Origin of the sequence: Desulfoplanes formicivorans (genome assembly GCF_001748225.1) — a bacterium.
Classification (GTDB): Bacteria; Desulfobacterota; Desulfovibrionia; order Desulfovibrionales; family Desulfomicrobiaceae; genus Desulfoplanes; species Desulfoplanes formicivorans.
Genome location: NZ_BDFE01000015.1, coordinates 368512 through 384743, shown reverse-complemented (window position 1 = coordinate 384743; position 16232 = coordinate 368512). Strand labels below are relative to the sequence as shown.

Genomic DNA, 16232 nt, shown 5'->3' with positions numbered 1-16232 from the left:
CTCAAGGGAAGAGGAGGAAAGCTGACATCCCAGAAAGAAGACAGAAACAAGGCATACGACCAGCAAAGACAACCGTCTGACCAACATGATCACTCCAACGTCAATAATTCAATGCATTTTGAAAAAAAGGTTCCGCTTTATCCCAACACGAGTACATGATACCCAACCACAATCTTTACGTTGCAAGCCTTCCCGGCGATGAGATCACAACCACCCGAAAAGGCGATCAGGTTGTTCTCACACCTGCCGTGCCCACGTGGGATAGTTTTTTCCATTCACTTGAGGAGTTTTCCGAAGATTTTCTGGAAGAGGGTCGGGCGCAGCCCGTCGTGCAGAAAAGACGATTCGATCAGTCATAATGATACCGACAGGAGATGATGACCAGATCACCGTTGTCCACACAATAGATCAAACGGTTGCTTTCATCGATCCGCCGGGACCAGAAACCGGCCAGGTTCTCCCTGAGGGGTTCGGGTTTGCCGAGCTTGATTTGTCCTGTTTATTGCACAACTACAGTTTCTATCCCGACTCATGGCAAGAAGCTATCTTCCCTGCTTACCTATCCTGATTTTCACCCTCCGGCCCGACGCAGCCCGTCCAGAAAACGCGAACGCAGGGCCTCACTCATGAGTGCCTTTTTCACCGGAGAAAGCCGCAAAAACGCTCCCACCAGCCCGCGCATGAACCCCTGGGTCCGACTGTTGGGATTGTCGAACAGCAGATTCTGCAATGTCCCCCGCTCCAGACTCTGGAGGATGACCCGTTCCATGGAATCCTCGGGATGAAAGACCTTCCGGGTCCGCTCATCCAGACGCATGGCCTTGGTGGGGCATTTCAGTCCGCACACCCCGCAGCCCAGGCAATAGTCCTCATTGACCACGGGTTTCTTGCGCGGCCGTTCCCCAGCTTGAGCCGGAACCTCCACCAGGGTGATGGCATCAATGGGGCAGGCCCGGACGCATTGACCGCAGCCGTTGCACAGGTCCTCGTCGCACCGGGCCATAAAGCTGGATGAGACCAGAATGCCGGAATACCCGGTTTCCCTGATCCCCCGAAGCAGATTGCAGCAGCACGAGCAGCAATGGCAGATAAATCCTGCGTCCTGCCTGACATTGTCCGTGGACAGGACAAATCCCATGTCCCTGGACCTTGCCGTGATGTCCTCCATCTCCTCCCTGGAAATGGACCGGGCAAACCCGTTTCTGATGAGAAACTCGGCTCCTGACCCCATGGAGGTACAGGTTTCCAGGGGCACGTCACACGGTCGTCCTCCCAGATGCTCCTTTTCATGGCGGCAGGAACAGATGCCCACGGCAAAGGAGGTCTGGGCGTCCATGAGGGCCTGGGCCTTTTCATAATCCAGGATCTCCACATGATCGCCCAAAGTCTGTTCATGGGGCAGGGCACGCATGATGGAAACCTGCTGCTCATCCCCGAAATTGGCATCAAAAAACCCGGAGCTGCCAAACATGTAGGCATGGAAAAGTTCGGCCCATTTTTTGGGAGACAACTCCCCCTTGGTGCGCATCATGGTGAATTCGAAAAACCCGATAACAAGGGGGCTCACCATGTACACATATTCGCCTCCCTCCCAGATATCACAGACTAGTCCCTTGTGGCACAGGGATTCCAGACGTTTCTGCAGGGAAAGAAGCTCCATGCCCATGATCTTCTGCAGCCGTTCCAACGACGAAGGCCGATAGGGCATGCGCACAATAAAATCCGCTTCTTCCTTGGTGTACAATGCCTGCAAAAGGTCCCGCAACGCCGGATTCCACGGGGTGCGCACCGTGGTGTTATCGATTTTTTCGCCCAGCTGGCGATAGATGTCCTTGGCTATGATATGGCCCATGGGGGCTCCTGGTTATTGATTGCCAATGCGACGCGTCCTGACCAAGAAAAAAAAGTTTCTTTTCACAGCATGCCAGAGACCAAACAGCCCAAGACAACATGGCCGTTGCTGATTGTGCACGATTTCCCCAGCCTTGGGTGCACCATCCCTAATCCATCTTGGCCAGGCAGTCACCATCTTCCGGCCACAGAAAATACTTATCCCCCCAAAACACAAACAAGGCCCCTGCACGATACAGGGGCCTTGTGGTGCCGGAGATGCGGCCTCCTCCGGCACAAAGGTAAGGAGGTATGCGGATTGGTATGTTCGAGAAATCAGCCCATGGCGGTCGGGCCTTCTTCTTCGGTACGGATGCGGATGGCCTGCTCCAGATCCTGGACAAAAATAACTCCATCCCCTTCGGCACCCGTTTGAGCGCCCTGTTTGATAGCGGCCAGGGCAGCGTCCAGAAAATCATCGTTCAAGCCGATTTCCAGACGAATTTTCTTCAGGAGATTCACCTCCATGACCACTCCGCGGTAGGTTTCGGTAAAACCCTTTTGACGGCCGCTGCCCAGGCTGTTGGTCACGGACATGTTATAGATTTTCCTTTCATACAGGGCCTGCTTGACGGCGTTGAGCCGTTCGGGCCGGATATAGGCAATGACGAGTTTCATAATGTGTCTTTCTCCTTGATCTTGGCGTCGTTATTCATATGGCAGGTATCTGTGGCCATATCCCTATTCGGTGGTAAAGATCTGGAAGCCGTTGTAGGACTCCATGCCGTGTTCGGTAATATCCAGTCCCTTGAGCTCTTCGGTTTCACTGACCCTGATGCCGCAGACAGCCTTGATAACCTTGAAGAGAACCAGACCGGTGCCAAACGCCCAGGCAAAAACAACGGCTATGCCCACAAGCTGGACCAGCAAAAGGCTGATGCCGCCGCCATAGAACAGGCCGACCTGATCCCCGTATCCCGGGGCCGCGAACAGACCAACCACCAGGGTACCAAAGGCACCGCAAACGCCGTGCACGGAAACCGCGCCAACAGGATCATCAATGTGCAGAACCTTGTCGATGAACTCCACAGACAGGACCACCAGAAAGCCCGCCATAAGCCCGATGAGAATGGACCCGGAAGGAGCGACCTCGTAACATCCGGCCGTGATTCCCACCAGTCCGGCGAGCACGCCATTCAAGGTCATGGAGGTGTCAGGCTTGCCAAACTTGATCCAGGCCATGATCATGGCACCAATGGCACCGGCACAAGCGGCCAGGGACGTGTTGACGGCGATGTACCCGATGGTTCCATCGGCCGTGGTGGTGCTGCCGGCATTGAAACCGAACCACCCGAACCAGAGGATAAACACGCCCAGTGCGGCCAGAGGGATGTTATGCCCGGGAATGGCTTTGGCCTTACCGTCCGGAGAATATTTGCCAATGCGGGGACCAAGGACAATGGCTCCGGCAAGGGCTATCCAGCCTCCCACCGAGTGGACAACCGTGGAGCCGGCAAAATCGGTGAATCCCATGCCTTCAAGCCAGCCGGCACCGGAATCCCCAAGCCACAGGCTGCCCCAGCACCAATGGCCGGAAATGGGATAAATGATGGTGGAAAGGACCAGACTGACAATGAGATACGAGCCGAACTTGGTTCGCTCAGCAACTCCGCCCGACACAATGGTGGCGGCAGTGGCGCAAAATACCGACTGAAAGAACCAGAATGTCAGGGTCCATTGTCCATCCGGAGTTGCCGGAGTGACCCCTGAAAGACCAAAACCACTGGCTCCGAAAACACCCCCCACATCCAGACCGAACATCAGGGCAAAGCCCACAAATAAAAAGGCTATGGAGCCCACACCAAAATCCATGACATTTTTCATGAGAATGTTCCCGGCATTCTTGGCCCGGGTAAAGCCGGTCTCCACCATGGCAAATCCGGCCTGCATGAACATGACCAGAAAAGCGGCCATCAGTGTCCACAAGATATTGGCATTGCCCTGGGAAAGGGATTCCGATTCAGCAAGGGCTGCCGTGGGAAGAACGGCGCACACCAGGGCACCCGTAAGCCACATTGTGTTGAAAACTGTTCTGAAAGATGACCTCCTGCACGACCACGACATAAAAAAACCTCCCTTGTTGCAATTGGTTGGAAAACATTGTTGTTCCCCACAAACAGCAAGAGAGGTGCCATATTCTTAATGTATTGATATAACTAATTAAAAAATATATTTCCCACAAAACGCACTTTACTTTGAACAATTTTGTTATTTTTAGAACATCCAAGGGACATGGCCTCGTTCACATACACAATTATGAAAACTATATTCACATGGAACAACAACCGAGTCCATAATCATAATATTCATTATGTTTCAGCAAGTTATAATCACAGCACCGTTGAACTCCAGCCGGCAGCACCTTTTCCTTTAGTTCTTATCATATTGTAATAAATAATATTTAACAATATTGACATTTTAGCCAGATTCCAGGTTCCTGCTCCACCTGGGTGGAGCCCAAACGACAAAAGCCCCTGCAAGCAGGGGCTTTTGCAATACCGCACAAACAACCTTTTCTATCTGTACGGCGAATCATCCGCCTTGATCACCCAGCCACAGGCAAAAATGGCCACGGCAAAAAAACGGTCGCACGCCCTGATAATCCGTTCGAGAACATGTTCCTCGAGCCGGTGGAACAGACGCGGTGACGGCTTGGGAACAAAACTTTGGGAATTCCGTTCGTTCCAGGTACAGAAATAGGGATCGCCGGCCCCCAATGTTACAGCGCTTCCCTTGAACATATTGCATGCCTCCTTGAGTGGTTCCTTGACAGTCTTCCTGAGTCCGCCTTGCCCAAGAAGGCAAGAAAAGGCAATGGAAATTTCATGAAAGTTCCTGTCGTTATTATCCCCTAAAATAACAAGGGGATTTCAATCATCTTCCTTGAGCGGCGCCCAGCTGACCTGCTTTTCCCGACCCATCCAGAAGAGCACCGCCCTTCCGGCCTGTCGGACCTCCAGGGAGTACACGCCTGAGATGGGCATTCTGAGCCAGGTCATTTCGCGTTCACCCAAACGATCCATGAGCCCCTCCCTGAAGGCCTCGATGGTATCCAGGGCATCGTCCTGTGCCAGAGACGGCTCCTCGTCCCCAAGAGGGATCTCGGGATGCTGAACCAACTCGATATCAAGGATCCCTTCATGGGTGAAGCCTCGGATATCCAGGAGCCGATTGTTCACGATGCGGGAGGAAAGGATGATAAATGGTTGCAGACAACCAGGACAGGACATGGGACGCTCCTTGAATGATCTTGAAAAATGGTAATCCGGTCCAAAACCATCCATTGCCGTAGCATCTTCCATACCATGGCACGGTCTGTCTGTGAGCAGGCAGCGCCCCTCAAATCAGTGGCTGTCATTTCAGCATGTTACACCCAGGAAACACTTCGGACCCGATAAGTTCTTTGCCAAGCCCTTGATTGTCTTACCTTTTGGGGTTTCCAAAAAGTAATCCTTTGCAGGCAGCAACCTGCAAAGGATGTAATGGTCAAGCGTACACAAAGGGCCTTATCCCTTTATCCCTTGTAGCCGATGGCCCGTAAAAACTCCTTGCGCGCGGCAATGTCTTTTTCGGTCTCAATGCCCTTGGAGGCGAACCCATCCACAACACCCAGAACTCCTCGGCCCTGCGTGGTCTGGGCAATGATAACCTCAACAGGATTGGCCGTGGCGCAGAACACGCGACAGACCTCGTTGACGTTCTTGACGGCATTGAGCACGTTGAGGGGGAACAAATCCTTCATGAGGATGATGAACACATGTCCGGCAGCCAGGGCATAGGCATTTTTCTTGGCCAGCTCCACGAGTTCCGGATCGGTTCCCGAGTACCGGACCAGACAGTCCTGGGAGGCCTCGCAAAAGGCGATCCCGAACTTGGCCATGGGCACGGCATTGACCATGGCTTCGTGCAGATCTTCCACCGTCTTGATGAAATGGGATTGACCAAGGATACAATTCATGTCCTGGGGTTTTTCAAGGGGTACGGTCAATAGTTCCATGTGTTTCTCCTTTGAGCCGACTTGTTTCGATTATGTGGATACCAAAGGCATGATTCTGCCTGTTGACGTTCGATACTGGTACAACTTGGCTTCCCAGTCCAGAGGGCAGGGCAGGTTACGCGCGAAAAACTCCAAGGGATCGGTCCGGATGGTCGCGGCCGGATGGTCCAGGTGCACACCGTACAGCTCCCCCCAGGATGTGGAATAGAGAATATCCGCACCTGCCACCGCACCCTCGTCTGCCTCGGGCCCCTTTTGCAGGAAACAAAGCACCTTTTTTATCCGCTTTTCTTCCAGCAGCTCTTCCTGCTTGACACGAAACACATCTTCGGGCGGGAAGGTTTCCAACACCCCCTGCAGGGCCCCCTGCAAAAAAGATACGGACAGGGGGGCCAAGGTCGGATTACCGCTCACCTCCACACCGGGCCTGAATAATTTGTTGACCGCAAGCCAGGCAACCAGCCTAAAGGGGTTGTGATCCCTGCGAACCACTTCGAGACTCTCCAGAATCCTAGGTTGGTGCTCTCTGCGGGCCTTGGCCGCGTACACATGCTTCCCGTCGGACGTTTTCTCGCCATACAAATAGATTTCCCGGTAGTCCGTATCCTTTTCCATCAAGAACATCCGGCGCACCTTGCCTGGTTCCCGACCAAAATACGACAAAATGGTTCTCCCGAGCATGGTCATCTCTTCGGGACGGATGGCAACATCCTTCCCCCTGGCTGAAACTTTGCCTTGAATCCGTTTGTATGCCCTGATCATGAATGAGCTCATGGCCTCGCCCCTTTCAAGGGTCTTGGCCATGCTCCACCGTTTACCCAGGGCCGCGATCTTGTCCCTGGAAATGCGGGAAGACGGACCATACAGGGAAAGCAGGCTTTGCTCTTCACGCCGACGGGGGTAACCACATGAAAGATCCATTTCCTCCATCCGGATCTTGGACTGAAAACTTTCCTTGAGCAGGGTGCACCCTTCACGATCTCCCAATCGGCTGTAAAATAGTACAAGCTCGTGATAGAGCAGGCCATAGGGATCGATCTGGGAAACCTCCTGCTTCCCGTGCAGGAGATTGCCCTTGATGGCCTCCGAAAGCATGTTGTGCAACGACGCCCCTTGGACAGCGTATTTTTCGAGCAATCCCAGCTTGAGCAGGGCCTTATAGGGATTGCGCGCCGAACCCACGATTTGCCACAGAGAAGCCCCGAAAAACTCTTCCTGGGGAATGGCGCTGATCTCCCCAAGATCACAACTGCGCGCATCCCTTTCAGGACAAAGCACACATCCTTCCTGGACGCGGCTCGTCCAACAGGGAATCGCCCACCATGCGGGAGGGCGTCCCCCAAGAAACAAGGCGGTACGGTAAAACTCCTCTTTGAGAAGCAAGGCCTGAGCCGATCCCGAGCCTTCCCTGGACAACATGCCGAAATGGTTAGACCTGATGGCATCCAGGGTCATGACAAAAAAATGTAGCTCCAGGTCATACTCTTCCCTGGCCCACCGAGAAAGCGCCTCACATTTCATGTCCACCCGGGAACGCATGACCGTATCCGTTTGCGAATCAGCAAGACACACCCAAACGTCTACATCGGAGTTGCTGTTCTGGGCCACCGTGCCCAGACTGCCCAGGGTATAGACAGCAGCAATACGAACAATGGTAGTGTGTTCGTCAGGCAGCGAACGTTCGCTGATGGACGGAAAAAGCTTGTCCAATATACATAACTGAGAATAGTCGGGCGTAAACCCATCAATGGTGCACCTGGGTATCCCCTGCAGCCCCATGTATTCTTCGAAGTTTGACGAACACAACAAACAGGGAAGCACTCGAAAAAAATCATCCCGGCCAGACGCAAACTTTTCGCTGGCCAGGTTCATACGCCGCCTGTTGTTGTGCAACATGGTTTGCTCGGTTGTCCGTACAACCTGCTCGTAACGCCAGGCCACAAGAACATCCTGCACCCATTTCGAATCAAGACTCTCAGGCAAGGCATCATGCTTCCCGGTCTCAAAACAGACATCCCAGAAAAGGGAATCCAGCCAAGAAGCATAGAAAACCGGCTCCAGGGAATCCAGCCCTTCAAACCAGCAGGAAGTTAACCGGGTGTCATCCACCCTGGCATTGCGCATGAGCAATCCCAAAAAATGAGTCCTCTCCAACCTACAGGCAACAAGCTCCACCCCATGCCACTCTGCCCGGCTCATCCACGCGTCCTCCACCATTGTACCGATGATCCTGACGGAAGACAGGGTGCATGTATCCCAGCAAACCCGTCTAACAAGGCACATGTCCACGGCGCCGCGTTCCAACGAGCACGTACGCAAGGCAACCTGATCGATCATGCCCCCCTGCAACCGGTGACGGGAGAAAGAACACGCATCAAACAAAAACCGGGAAACTTCCACATCCTCCAGAAAGCAGCCCTGCATAGAGATTTCATGCATGGCCCCTTGATTGAACATACATCTGGAAAAGGTGCATTCTTTGAAGATGCATGCCCTCAAATGGATTGCGGTAAAAGTGCATTCCAGAAAACGGACTTTTTCGAAAACCGTATGGGTGAAAGAGCACGCATCAAACACCACATTGCGTATCGTGCAAGAAGAAATAACCCGGTCGTGGAGATGGTCTTGCTTGAAATGACGATCTGTCAGCCCGTCATAGGGATGCAAAGCTTCTTCAAGCAGCGTATTCCTGGGGGTAAACAGATGGAACAGGCTTTGCCAGCGCCCTTTCTTGCATTCCGATGAGTCAGGACCGCAAAACGTCGGTTGCGACGGGACCTGTCTCCAATGCGAACACTCCCGGGCATAGTCAGCAACAACATGGCAATCATCCTGGTTTGCTTCTGGCCACACCGTTGCCGAACACATTTTAGCCATACCATCAGGATCAATGCGACAAAGTCCTGCAAGAAGGGCCCGGTTTACAGCAGGCGAATTACTATGAACCTGTTTGGGAGTGCTGCCCATGGCCCATGGGCTGGGGACAAAAAAAGCAAAATGCTCAAGGAGTGGTGCCAATTCAGGTCTTTTGTGAGCAAGAAGGCGCAAGACATCACGGGTCTTGGGCCACTTCACGAGAAGCAGACAACGAACCACCGCACACACAGTCGCCGCGTCCAACACTATTAGCTGGGGCACAAGACGTCTGCCCAAGGCAGACGCCTGATCCCGGCAAAGCTCGGCAGCAGTCCTGCAAAATCGGATACGCCTGTCTGCAGAAAGGGCCTGAAGATGATCGGCAAGCATCAGGACAAACAAAGGTTCACCCAGGGCATGCACGGCGAACACTCCATCCTCTTGAACCCCAGCATCCCGAAAGCTTTGCAGAAACGTTTCAAACCAGGGTGCAAACCCGCCACCTAGAAGATGTTGCAGGAGAAGGAAAGCCAACCGAGTGCCCTCCCGACCCATGCGCACACAAAAAGCATAGATAATTTCAGGATCAAAACCGCTTGAGCGTTTGAGTTGCCCTTCGGCCCACGTGCGCAAAAAGCCCTTGCACGTGCACGGCTCCAACAAGGCTTGATGCACCATACATAATGTTTCCAATGTGTTGAACCGTTCAAGAAGGGCGACGACCTCGTTTTCACTCCATGAGGGCCGGGAAAGGATATGCAGAGCCATCGCCCTTCCCGGGCCCCCAAAATGAAGTAATCCATGCGCGCACGACACGGCCAGGGGGCATTGAGCCGTCCTGGACGCCAACCTAAACAAAAACGTCCGCACTTCAGCCCAGGCGTTGCTTTCGGTATCTTCAGCCACGCTCGTGTCGTATTCCTTCACGATCTTGGTGATGATCTTGGGGAGGTCATCCCAGCGCGTATAGTCTCCACTTGCAAAGAGAGAGCGCAGTTTACCTGCCCACAAAGCGGCTGCATCGGGTTGGCTATTCATGGGGTCTCAACGAGGTGAAAAAGCTGTCAGGGACGCGAAGAGATGCTGTATTTCTTGAGCTTATACTGCAAAAGGCTTTTTGAAATACCCAAAAGTTCCGCGGCCTTGACCTTGATAAACCGGCTTTGAACCAGAGCCCTGCGGATAAGAGCGGCCTCGATCTTTTCCATGGTCCGGGCCAGATCCAATTCCGAAGGCAGCAGATCCACAGCACTCTTGAACTGGGTTTCCTCATCCCTGATCTCGGCAGGCAGATCATCTGGTTCAATGGTTTCATGAGGAGAGAGTACCACGCTCCGTTCGATGACATTTTGGAGTTGGCGGACATTGCCTGGCCACTCATAAGCGGTCAAAGCCTGCAACGCCTTGGTGGACAGGGTCTTGTCGGGCAACTCGTTTTCCCTGGCATATCGAAGCAGAAACTGGGCGGCCAGCAGGGGAATGTCCTCCCTGCGCTCGCGCAGGGGGGGGACGTGGATGTGGACCACGTTGAGACGATAAAAGAGATCCTCTCGGAATCGCCCTTGTTCGACCTCGGCCTTGAGATCTCTGTTGGTGGCGCAGATGAGCCTGAAGTCCACCTCAATGGGCGTGGTCCCTCCCACCCGTTCGATGACCCGTTCCTGAAGGACGCGCAGCAACTTGACCTGCAACTCCGCAGAAAGTTCGCCGATCTCGTCAAGAAACAGGGTTCCGCCATGGGCCTGTTCGAACCGCCCCCGCTTTCTGGCCACGGCTCCGGTAAAGGAACCCTTTTCATGCCCAAAAAGCTCACTTTCCAATACCCCGGGATTCAATGACATGCAGTTCACGGAAATGAACGGATTGTCCCGTCTGTCCGATGAAGCATGAATACCCCGAGCAACGAGTTCCTTGCCCGTGCCCGACTCCCCCGTGACAAGGACCGAACTCTTGGAGCCCGCCACCCTGTCCATGAGAGCCAGGACCTCCATGATGGCCTTGGACTGGCCCAGGATGTGATGTTTGCCAAACTGCTGGGTGATGGACTGGCGTAAAAGGCGATTCTTCTGTTCGGCCCGGGCCAATTTCATGGCCTTGTTCACCGACAGCAACAGGTCTTCATTGGAAAAAGGCTTTGTGATATAATCAAAGGCTCCGCATTTCATGGCCTCCACGGCATTGTCGATACTCCCAAAGGCGGTCATGATGAGTACGGGAATATGCGGATAATCCCTTTTGACCCGGTCAAGGACCTCTTCACCGCTCATCCCGGGCATTTTCATGTCCGTAACCAGGACGTCCACCTCGGACTCGTCCAGAAAAGTCATTCCCAAACGGGGATCATCTAGGGCGGTTACCGCATACCCTTCATCCTCGAGAATGGCCTGAAGAACAAGCAGATAATTCTTTTCATCGTCCAGGATCAGAATGTTTCCGGAGATGTTTTCCTCGTATTCCATGTCTTCCTCATTCATTCATTCTCAAATTACCGGAACGTTCTGTTGACAGGCGTTCAAGCCAATGCATCCGGCCGGACAAAAACGATACGAACCACGCCTCCGCCTTCCGGGGCATTGTCCAATTCCAGTCGGGCCCCATGGGACTGCAAAATGGTGGACACAATGGACAACCCCAGACCGGTTCCGAAATCCTTGGTGGTATAAAAGGGCTCCAGATACTTCTCGAGCATGTCCGCATCAAATCCCGAACCGGTATCACAGATTTCCAGAATCACCTCCCGGCCCAGCTCAAAGGCGGTGATCCGGATGGTTCCCGGCCCGTCCATGGCCTGGGTGGCATTGATGACCAGGTTGTACACGGCCCGGTACAAAAGATCGTTGTCTCCCTGGATCAGGGTCTTGGCCGGACAATCCCGGACAATGGCAATCTGGCGGGCCTCGAGATCATTCTCCAGAAAGGCCAGAACATGATCAACAATGCGGCACAGATCCAGAACAGCCCTGTTGGGAGTTTTGGGCCGGGCATAGTCCAGAAAATCGTTCACGATCCGGCCCAGCCGCTCGGCCTCGTCCAGCACCGCCTGGATGATCCCGGCCCGGGAGTCCTTTTCCTTGCGGGCCCTTTTGAGCAGCAATTCTGCACTGCTGCGGATGATTCCCAAGGGATTGCGGATCTCATGGGCAATGGAAGCGACCATACGGCCCATGGAAGCCAGTTTTTCGTTCTGGTGCAGTTCGTCTTCCAGTTTTTTCTTTTCCCGCATGCGCTCGGCAAAAATTCTGTCGGCCCGGATGATCAGCACCCACAGCAGAAAAAAAAGAACCAGAAAGGACAAAAACGTGGTTACGATGATCAGCCGCTGAAAATGAATGACCTGCTCGTAATCCTCGGTGATGTCCTGGGTGAAGACCAGAACCCCCATGAGGGGCCCGGCTTCGCTCAGCCGTCCCAGTTTCCGCTCGGCCCGCAGCGGATACGTGGTTCTGAGGACAAAAGACCTGGCCGGAGGATCCAGGGTGAACAGGGCATGCCAGTTGGACAAACGGCTGAGAAGCTCGAAATTGAACCGCTGCTTTTCAATGGCCTCCTGAACCTGACGTCCGCCTATCTCCTGCTTTTCCAGTGCTCCCTCCTTCATGCTGTAGGCGATCCGGCTGGAGGTATCGTAAATGCGCACATCAAGAACATGAAAGCTGTGAATGGTCGAGATAACCACCTGATCCAACCGCTTGTACTGGGCCTTTTGCTTCAGCTGAACCCGGCCAAACCCCAAAACCGTGGGCAGGGTGAAGCGCTGGTAGATCTGATGATTCAGGTTCTCGGCCAGAAGCAGGGCAAAGTCCTTTTTTTTCTGCAAAACCATGTTGCGGGCATAATTTGCCAAAAAAACGGACAAAAAAAGACTGAACCCCAGGATCAAGATGAGCGATCCCCACGAAAGAAACTTGACGATCTGAAAGGGATGGGCCGGATCCGGCCGAAGTGGGTTGGGCAAAAAAACTCCTTGTGGCTGCAAACACAATTGTGGGCAATCAATACATTGCGCGGTCCCGAGGCTTCCTTTCGGCTGATGGTCTTTCAGGCAACCAACCTCCCGCACGGTTTGCCAGGCGGGCTGTCCCGACCATCACTCCAGCCAGGGATCATCCTTTTCGACGCAATTTCTTCCAATAATTGATCAGCCCGTTGGTCGAACTGTCATGGACCATGACGGGTTCATCCTGCACCAGCTCGGGAAGGATTCTGCCTGCCAGCTCCTTGCCCAGTTCCACGCCCATCTGGTCAAAGGAATTGATCCCCCAGATCCATCCCTGAACAAAGATCTTGTGTTCGTACAAGGCGATGAGACTGCCCAGGGTTTGGGGATCAAGCCGTTCGAACAGAAGGGAATTGCTCGGCCGGTTGCCCGGAAAAACCTTGTGCGGTGCAAGCTTTTCAATCTCAAGGGGAGACAGCCCCTGGGAAGCCAGTTCCGCCTTGGCCTCGTCAAGGGTTCTGCCACGCATGAGGGCCTCGGTCTGGGCAAAAAAATTGGCCAGCAACTTTTCATGATGATCCCCAAGGGGATGCAGGGAATGGGCAGGGGCCAGAAAGTCACAGGGTACCAGGGTCGTTCCCTGGTGCAAAAGCTGGTAAAAGGCATGCTGTCCGTTGGTCCCTGGCTCCCCCCACAGGATCGGACCGGTCTGGCTGGCAACCCGCTCTCCCTCACGGGTCACGGACTTGCCGTTACTCTCCATGTCTGCCTGCTGCAAATAGGCGGGAAAGCGTTCCAGGTACTGGTCATAGGGAAGAATGGCCTGGGACTGGGCACCCATGAAATTACGGTACCAGATACCCAATAAACCCATGATCACCGGAACATTGTCCACCAGGGCCGCAGTACGGAAATGCTCGTCAATTTCATACGCCCCCTGGAGCAATTCCTCGAATCCATCCATGCCAATGGACAGAGCAATGGACAGGCCAATGGCCGACCACAGGGAGTATCGTCCGCCGACCCAATCCCAGAACACGAACATGTTGTCGGGATCAATGCCAAAGTCCTGTACGCCTTGCTGGTTGGTGGACATGGCCACAAAATGCCTGGCAACAGCCTGGGTATCTCCTGCGTGATCGAGCAACCAGTTCCGGGCGGACCAGGCATTGGTCATGGTCTCCTGGGTGGTGAAGGTCTTGGAGGCCACCAGAAACAGGGTGGTCTCCGGAGAAAGGTCCTGCAGGGTTGTGGCCAGATGGGTCCCGTCCACATTGGACACAAAATGAAAACGCATCCTCGGGTGGGAGTAATGAGCCAAGGCCATGGTCGCCATCTTCGGACCGAGATCCGACCCGCCAATGCCGATATTGACCACATCGGTGATTGCCTTCCCCGTATAGCCCGTCCATACACCTTCCCGGACCATTTGGGTAAAATCGCGCATCTTCTCCCAAACGGCCCGGACATCAACCATCACATCGCGGCCATCAAGGACCACCGGTCTGTCCGAGCGGTTGCGCAAGGCCGTGTGCAGAACAGCCCGGTTCTCGGTCACATTGATCCGCTCGCCCGCGAACATGGCCGCGATCCCCTCATCCACCCCGCGTTCCTTGGCCAGGGCCAAGAGGAGGTCCATGGTCGTATCCGTGATCCTGTTCTTGGAAAAATCGAACAAAATGGACCCGACCCGCCGGGAAAACATGCCAAACCTGTCCGGATCTTCATCAAACAGGGTCCGCATGTGCACGTGCTTCATGTCTTGGGCGTGAGCCTTCAGGGCCGTCCAGGCGGGAGTCTGCTCCGTATTCCTTGTCATGATCGCTCCTTGGAAAGTGCGCAGCGTACCCGGGGGGCATTATGCGCAGTTGTTGAGATCATCCTGAAATCTGTACAAAGATACCAGAAGACTACCCCAAATACGTCAAGGGGAAAACCCTTTCATCCACCCGTCCTCCCGGAAGCCTTCAGCAGGCGCCTGCGGCTTACCCCAGGGAGGTCAGAACATCGCGGATTTTGTCCAGGGCCAACAAAATGGTTGCTTCGTCCAGGGCGTAGGAAATGCGCACGCACCGGTCGTCCCCAAAGGCGGCTCCCGGAACCAGCGCAACACCGGCCTTTTCCAGGATGTACGCACAAAGGGCCGTGGAATCCCTGACTTCATCGTTATAATAATGATCCACCTTGGGGAAAAGATAAAACGCCCCCACCGGGGCCGGGCAGACCACATGCGGCCAGGACCGGACATGTTCAAGGGCCATGTTCCGCCGGACGGCAAAGGCCTCGCGCATCATGACAACGGGCTCCCAGGGTCCGGTCAAGGCAGCCAGTGCTGCCTTTTGGGCAATGGAGCAGATGTTGGAAGTACACTGGCTCTGGATCTTGGACAGGGCCTTGATCAGGGAATCTCCTGCAAGGGTGTACCCGATCCGCCACCCGGTCATGGCAAAACTCTTGGCCAGTCCATTGACCACGGCAAAGCGTTCGGGATGTTTTTCCCACCAGGTGGACAGGGAAACCGGTTTGCCCGGAGCATACACCAGCTGGTCGTAAATCTCGTCGGAGATGACAAAAATATCATGATCCACGGCCCACTGGGCGATTTCGTCCACCCGCTCCCTGGGATAATGACATCCCGTGGGGTTGGACGGGGTGTTGAGCACAAGCATCCGGGTGGCATCGGTTCTATGGGCTTCCAGGGCCTCCACGGACACCAGAAAATCCTCATCCGGCTCTGTGGGCACGATGACCGATCTTCCCTGGGCAAGCTGGATCATGGCCGGATAACTGACCCAATAGGGAGCAGGAAGAAGCACCTCGTCACCCGGATCAAGCAGGCATTGGAAAAGATTGAACAGAGACTGTTTGCCCCCGTTGGTCACCACAACGTTGTCAGCCCCGGCGTTTACATTGTAAAATCGTTTGAAATACCCGGCCACAGCCGTCCTGAGTTCCTGGATACCGGGAACAGCCGTATACCTGGTGAATCCCTGATCAATGGCCGCATGGGCGGCTGCGCAGACATGATCCGGGGTGGAAAAATCGGGTTGCCCCACAGCCAGGCTGATGACCTCTTTTCCCTGGTCCCGGAGTTTCTGGGTCAAAGCGTTCATGGCCAGTGTGGCCGAGGGCTGGATCTGGTTGATCCGTTGTGAAAGTCGCATGGTCTCTCCTTCTCACCTTGTAACACCATCTGTTGTCCACCAACAGACGTGAATCTGGAACAAAAAAGACCTCAAGAGTCTTCCTGGAGAAGGCTCTTGAGGTCTTGCAATTCGGTTTGTATCTCCTGCAGAAGGGCGGACAAGCTGGAATGATCCTGCAAACGCCTGCGGGCGCCTTCAATGGTCAGCTTGTCTTCATACAGCAGTTTCTTGATACGGTTGAGCAGATCAATATGCTCCTGCGTGTAATACCTCTGGCCGCTGGGTTTGCGACAGGGAACGAGCTGGGGGAATTCGGTCTCCCAGAATCTGAGCACATGCGGTTCCACCCCGACAGCCTTGGCTGCCTGACCAATCTTGTACGTCGTTGGCAAGGGTTCGGACATGC

14 protein-coding genes are annotated in these 16232 nt (G+C 54.3%); 1 reads left to right on the top strand and 13 read right to left on the bottom strand.

Features of this window, described 5'->3' with window-relative positions; genetic code table 11:
- Positions 1–349 precede the first annotated feature (349 nt).
- From DPF_RS13720 to DPF_RS06625, 8 genes are all read right to left on the bottom strand, one after another.
- Positions 350–490, bottom strand: coding sequence for a Txe/YoeB family addiction module toxin (locus tag DPF_RS13720; RefSeq protein WP_083254558.1), 141 nt, complete (start codon positions 488–490; stop codon positions 350–352).
- Between the two features lie 81 nt (positions 491–571).
- Positions 572–1852 (bottom strand): 4Fe-4S binding protein, encoded by a 1281-nt coding sequence (locus DPF_RS06655; RefSeq protein WP_069858260.1) that lies wholly within the window; start codon positions 1850–1852, stop codon positions 572–574.
- Between the two features lie 314 nt (positions 1853–2166).
- On the bottom strand, positions 2167–2508 hold the full coding sequence (locus DPF_RS06650; protein WP_069858258.1) for a P-II family nitrogen regulator: 342 nt from the start codon (positions 2506–2508) through the stop codon (positions 2167–2169).
- A gap of 63 nt (positions 2509–2571) precedes the next feature.
- On the bottom strand, positions 2572–3906 hold the full coding sequence (locus DPF_RS06645) for an ammonium transporter (protein ID WP_069858256.1): 1335 nt from the start codon (positions 3904–3906) through the stop codon (positions 2572–2574).
- Between the two features lie 500 nt (positions 3907–4406).
- Positions 4407–4631 (bottom strand): hypothetical protein, encoded by a 225-nt coding sequence (locus DPF_RS06640; RefSeq protein ID WP_069858254.1) that lies wholly within the window; start codon positions 4629–4631, stop codon positions 4407–4409.
- A gap of 129 nt (positions 4632–4760) precedes the next feature.
- A complete protein-coding gene (locus DPF_RS06635; protein WP_069858252.1) occupies positions 4761–5120 on the bottom strand; it encodes a hypothetical protein in 360 nt (119 codons plus the stop codon).
- Positions 5121–5404: 284 nt separating this feature from the next.
- Entirely contained in the window at positions 5405–5887 is a 483-nt protein-coding gene (locus DPF_RS06630) for an adenosine-specific kinase (protein ID WP_069858250.1), read from the bottom strand.
- Positions 5888–5917: 30 nt separating this feature from the next.
- Entirely contained in the window at positions 5918–8326 is a 2409-nt protein-coding gene (locus DPF_RS06625) for a class I adenylate cyclase domain-containing protein (RefSeq protein ID WP_369689588.1), read from the bottom strand.
- A gap of 6 nt (positions 8327–8332) precedes the next feature.
- On the opposite strand from DPF_RS06625, the gene DPF_RS14480 reads away from it, so the two are divergent.
- The gene (locus DPF_RS14480; RefSeq protein ID WP_439951201.1) at positions 8333–8632 is read left to right on the top strand and encodes a hypothetical protein; all 300 of its coding nucleotides are present in this window, start codon (positions 8333–8335) and stop codon (positions 8630–8632) included.
- A 1175-nt stretch (positions 8633–9807) separates the two neighbouring features.
- Here the strand turns inward: DPF_RS14480 and DPF_RS06620 are convergent.
- From DPF_RS06620 to DPF_RS06600, 5 genes are all read right to left on the bottom strand, one after another.
- On the bottom strand, positions 9808–11217 hold the full coding sequence (locus DPF_RS06620; RefSeq protein WP_083254521.1) for a sigma-54-dependent transcriptional regulator: 1410 nt from the start codon (positions 11215–11217) through the stop codon (positions 9808–9810).
- Between the two features lie 38 nt (positions 11218–11255).
- Positions 11256–12698, bottom strand: coding sequence for a sensor histidine kinase (locus tag DPF_RS06615; RefSeq protein WP_069858244.1), 1443 nt, complete (start codon positions 12696–12698; stop codon positions 11256–11258).
- Positions 12699–12846: 148 nt separating this feature from the next.
- Positions 12847–14499 carry a glucose-6-phosphate isomerase gene (gene pgi, locus DPF_RS06610; protein ID WP_069858242.1) on the bottom strand — a complete coding sequence of 551 codons (1653 nt, stop codon included), beginning with the start codon at positions 14497–14499 and terminating at the stop codon, positions 12847–12849.
- A 166-nt stretch (positions 14500–14665) separates the two neighbouring features.
- Complete coding sequence (locus tag DPF_RS06605) at positions 14666–15844, bottom strand: pyridoxal phosphate-dependent aminotransferase (RefSeq protein ID WP_069858240.1); 1179 nt, start codon at positions 15842–15844, stop codon at positions 14666–14668.
- A gap of 71 nt (positions 15845–15915) precedes the next feature.
- Complete coding sequence (locus tag DPF_RS06600) at positions 15916–16230, bottom strand: MerR family transcriptional regulator (protein ID WP_069858238.1); 315 nt, start codon at positions 16228–16230, stop codon at positions 15916–15918.
- Positions 16231–16232: the final 2 nt, after the last annotated feature.

Excerpts from the sequence above, each read along its gene's own strand:
- DPF_RS06655 (WP_069858260.1), bottom strand. The coding sequence starts at position 1,852 with ATGGGCCATATCATAGCCAAGGACATCTATCGCCAGCTGGGCGAAAAA.
- DPF_RS06650 (WP_069858258.1), bottom strand. The coding sequence starts at position 2,508 with ATGAAACTCGTCATTGCCTATATCCGGCCCGAACGGCTCAACGCCGTC.
- DPF_RS06645 (WP_069858256.1), bottom strand. The coding sequence starts at position 3,906 with ATGTGGCTTACGGGTGCCCTGGTGTGCGCCGTTCTTCCCACGGCAGCC.
- DPF_RS06640 (WP_069858254.1), bottom strand. The coding sequence starts at position 4,631 with ATGTTCAAGGGAAGCGCTGTAACATTGGGGGCCGGCGATCCCTATTTC.
- DPF_RS06635 (WP_069858252.1), bottom strand. The coding sequence starts at position 5,120 with ATGTCCTGTCCTGGTTGTCTGCAACCATTTATCATCCTTTCCTCCCGC.
- DPF_RS06630 (WP_069858250.1), bottom strand. The coding sequence starts at position 5,887 with ATGGAACTATTGACCGTACCCCTTGAAAAACCCCAGGACATGAATTGT.
- DPF_RS06625 (WP_369689588.1), bottom strand. The coding sequence starts at position 8,326 with ATGCATGAAATCTCTATGCAGGGCTGCTTTCTGGAGGATGTGGAAGTT.
- DPF_RS06620 (WP_083254521.1), bottom strand. The coding sequence starts at position 11,217 with ATGAATGAGGAAGACATGGAATACGAGGAAAACATCTCCGGAAACATT.
- pgi (WP_069858242.1), bottom strand. The coding sequence starts at position 14,499 with ATGACAAGGAATACGGAGCAGACTCCCGCCTGGACGGCCCTGAAGGCT.
- DPF_RS06605 (WP_069858240.1), bottom strand. The coding sequence starts at position 15,844 with ATGCGACTTTCACAACGGATCAACCAGATCCAGCCCTCGGCCACACTG.
- DPF_RS06600 (WP_069858238.1), bottom strand. The coding sequence starts at position 16,230 with ATGTCCGAACCCTTGCCAACGACGTACAAGATTGGTCAGGCAGCCAAG.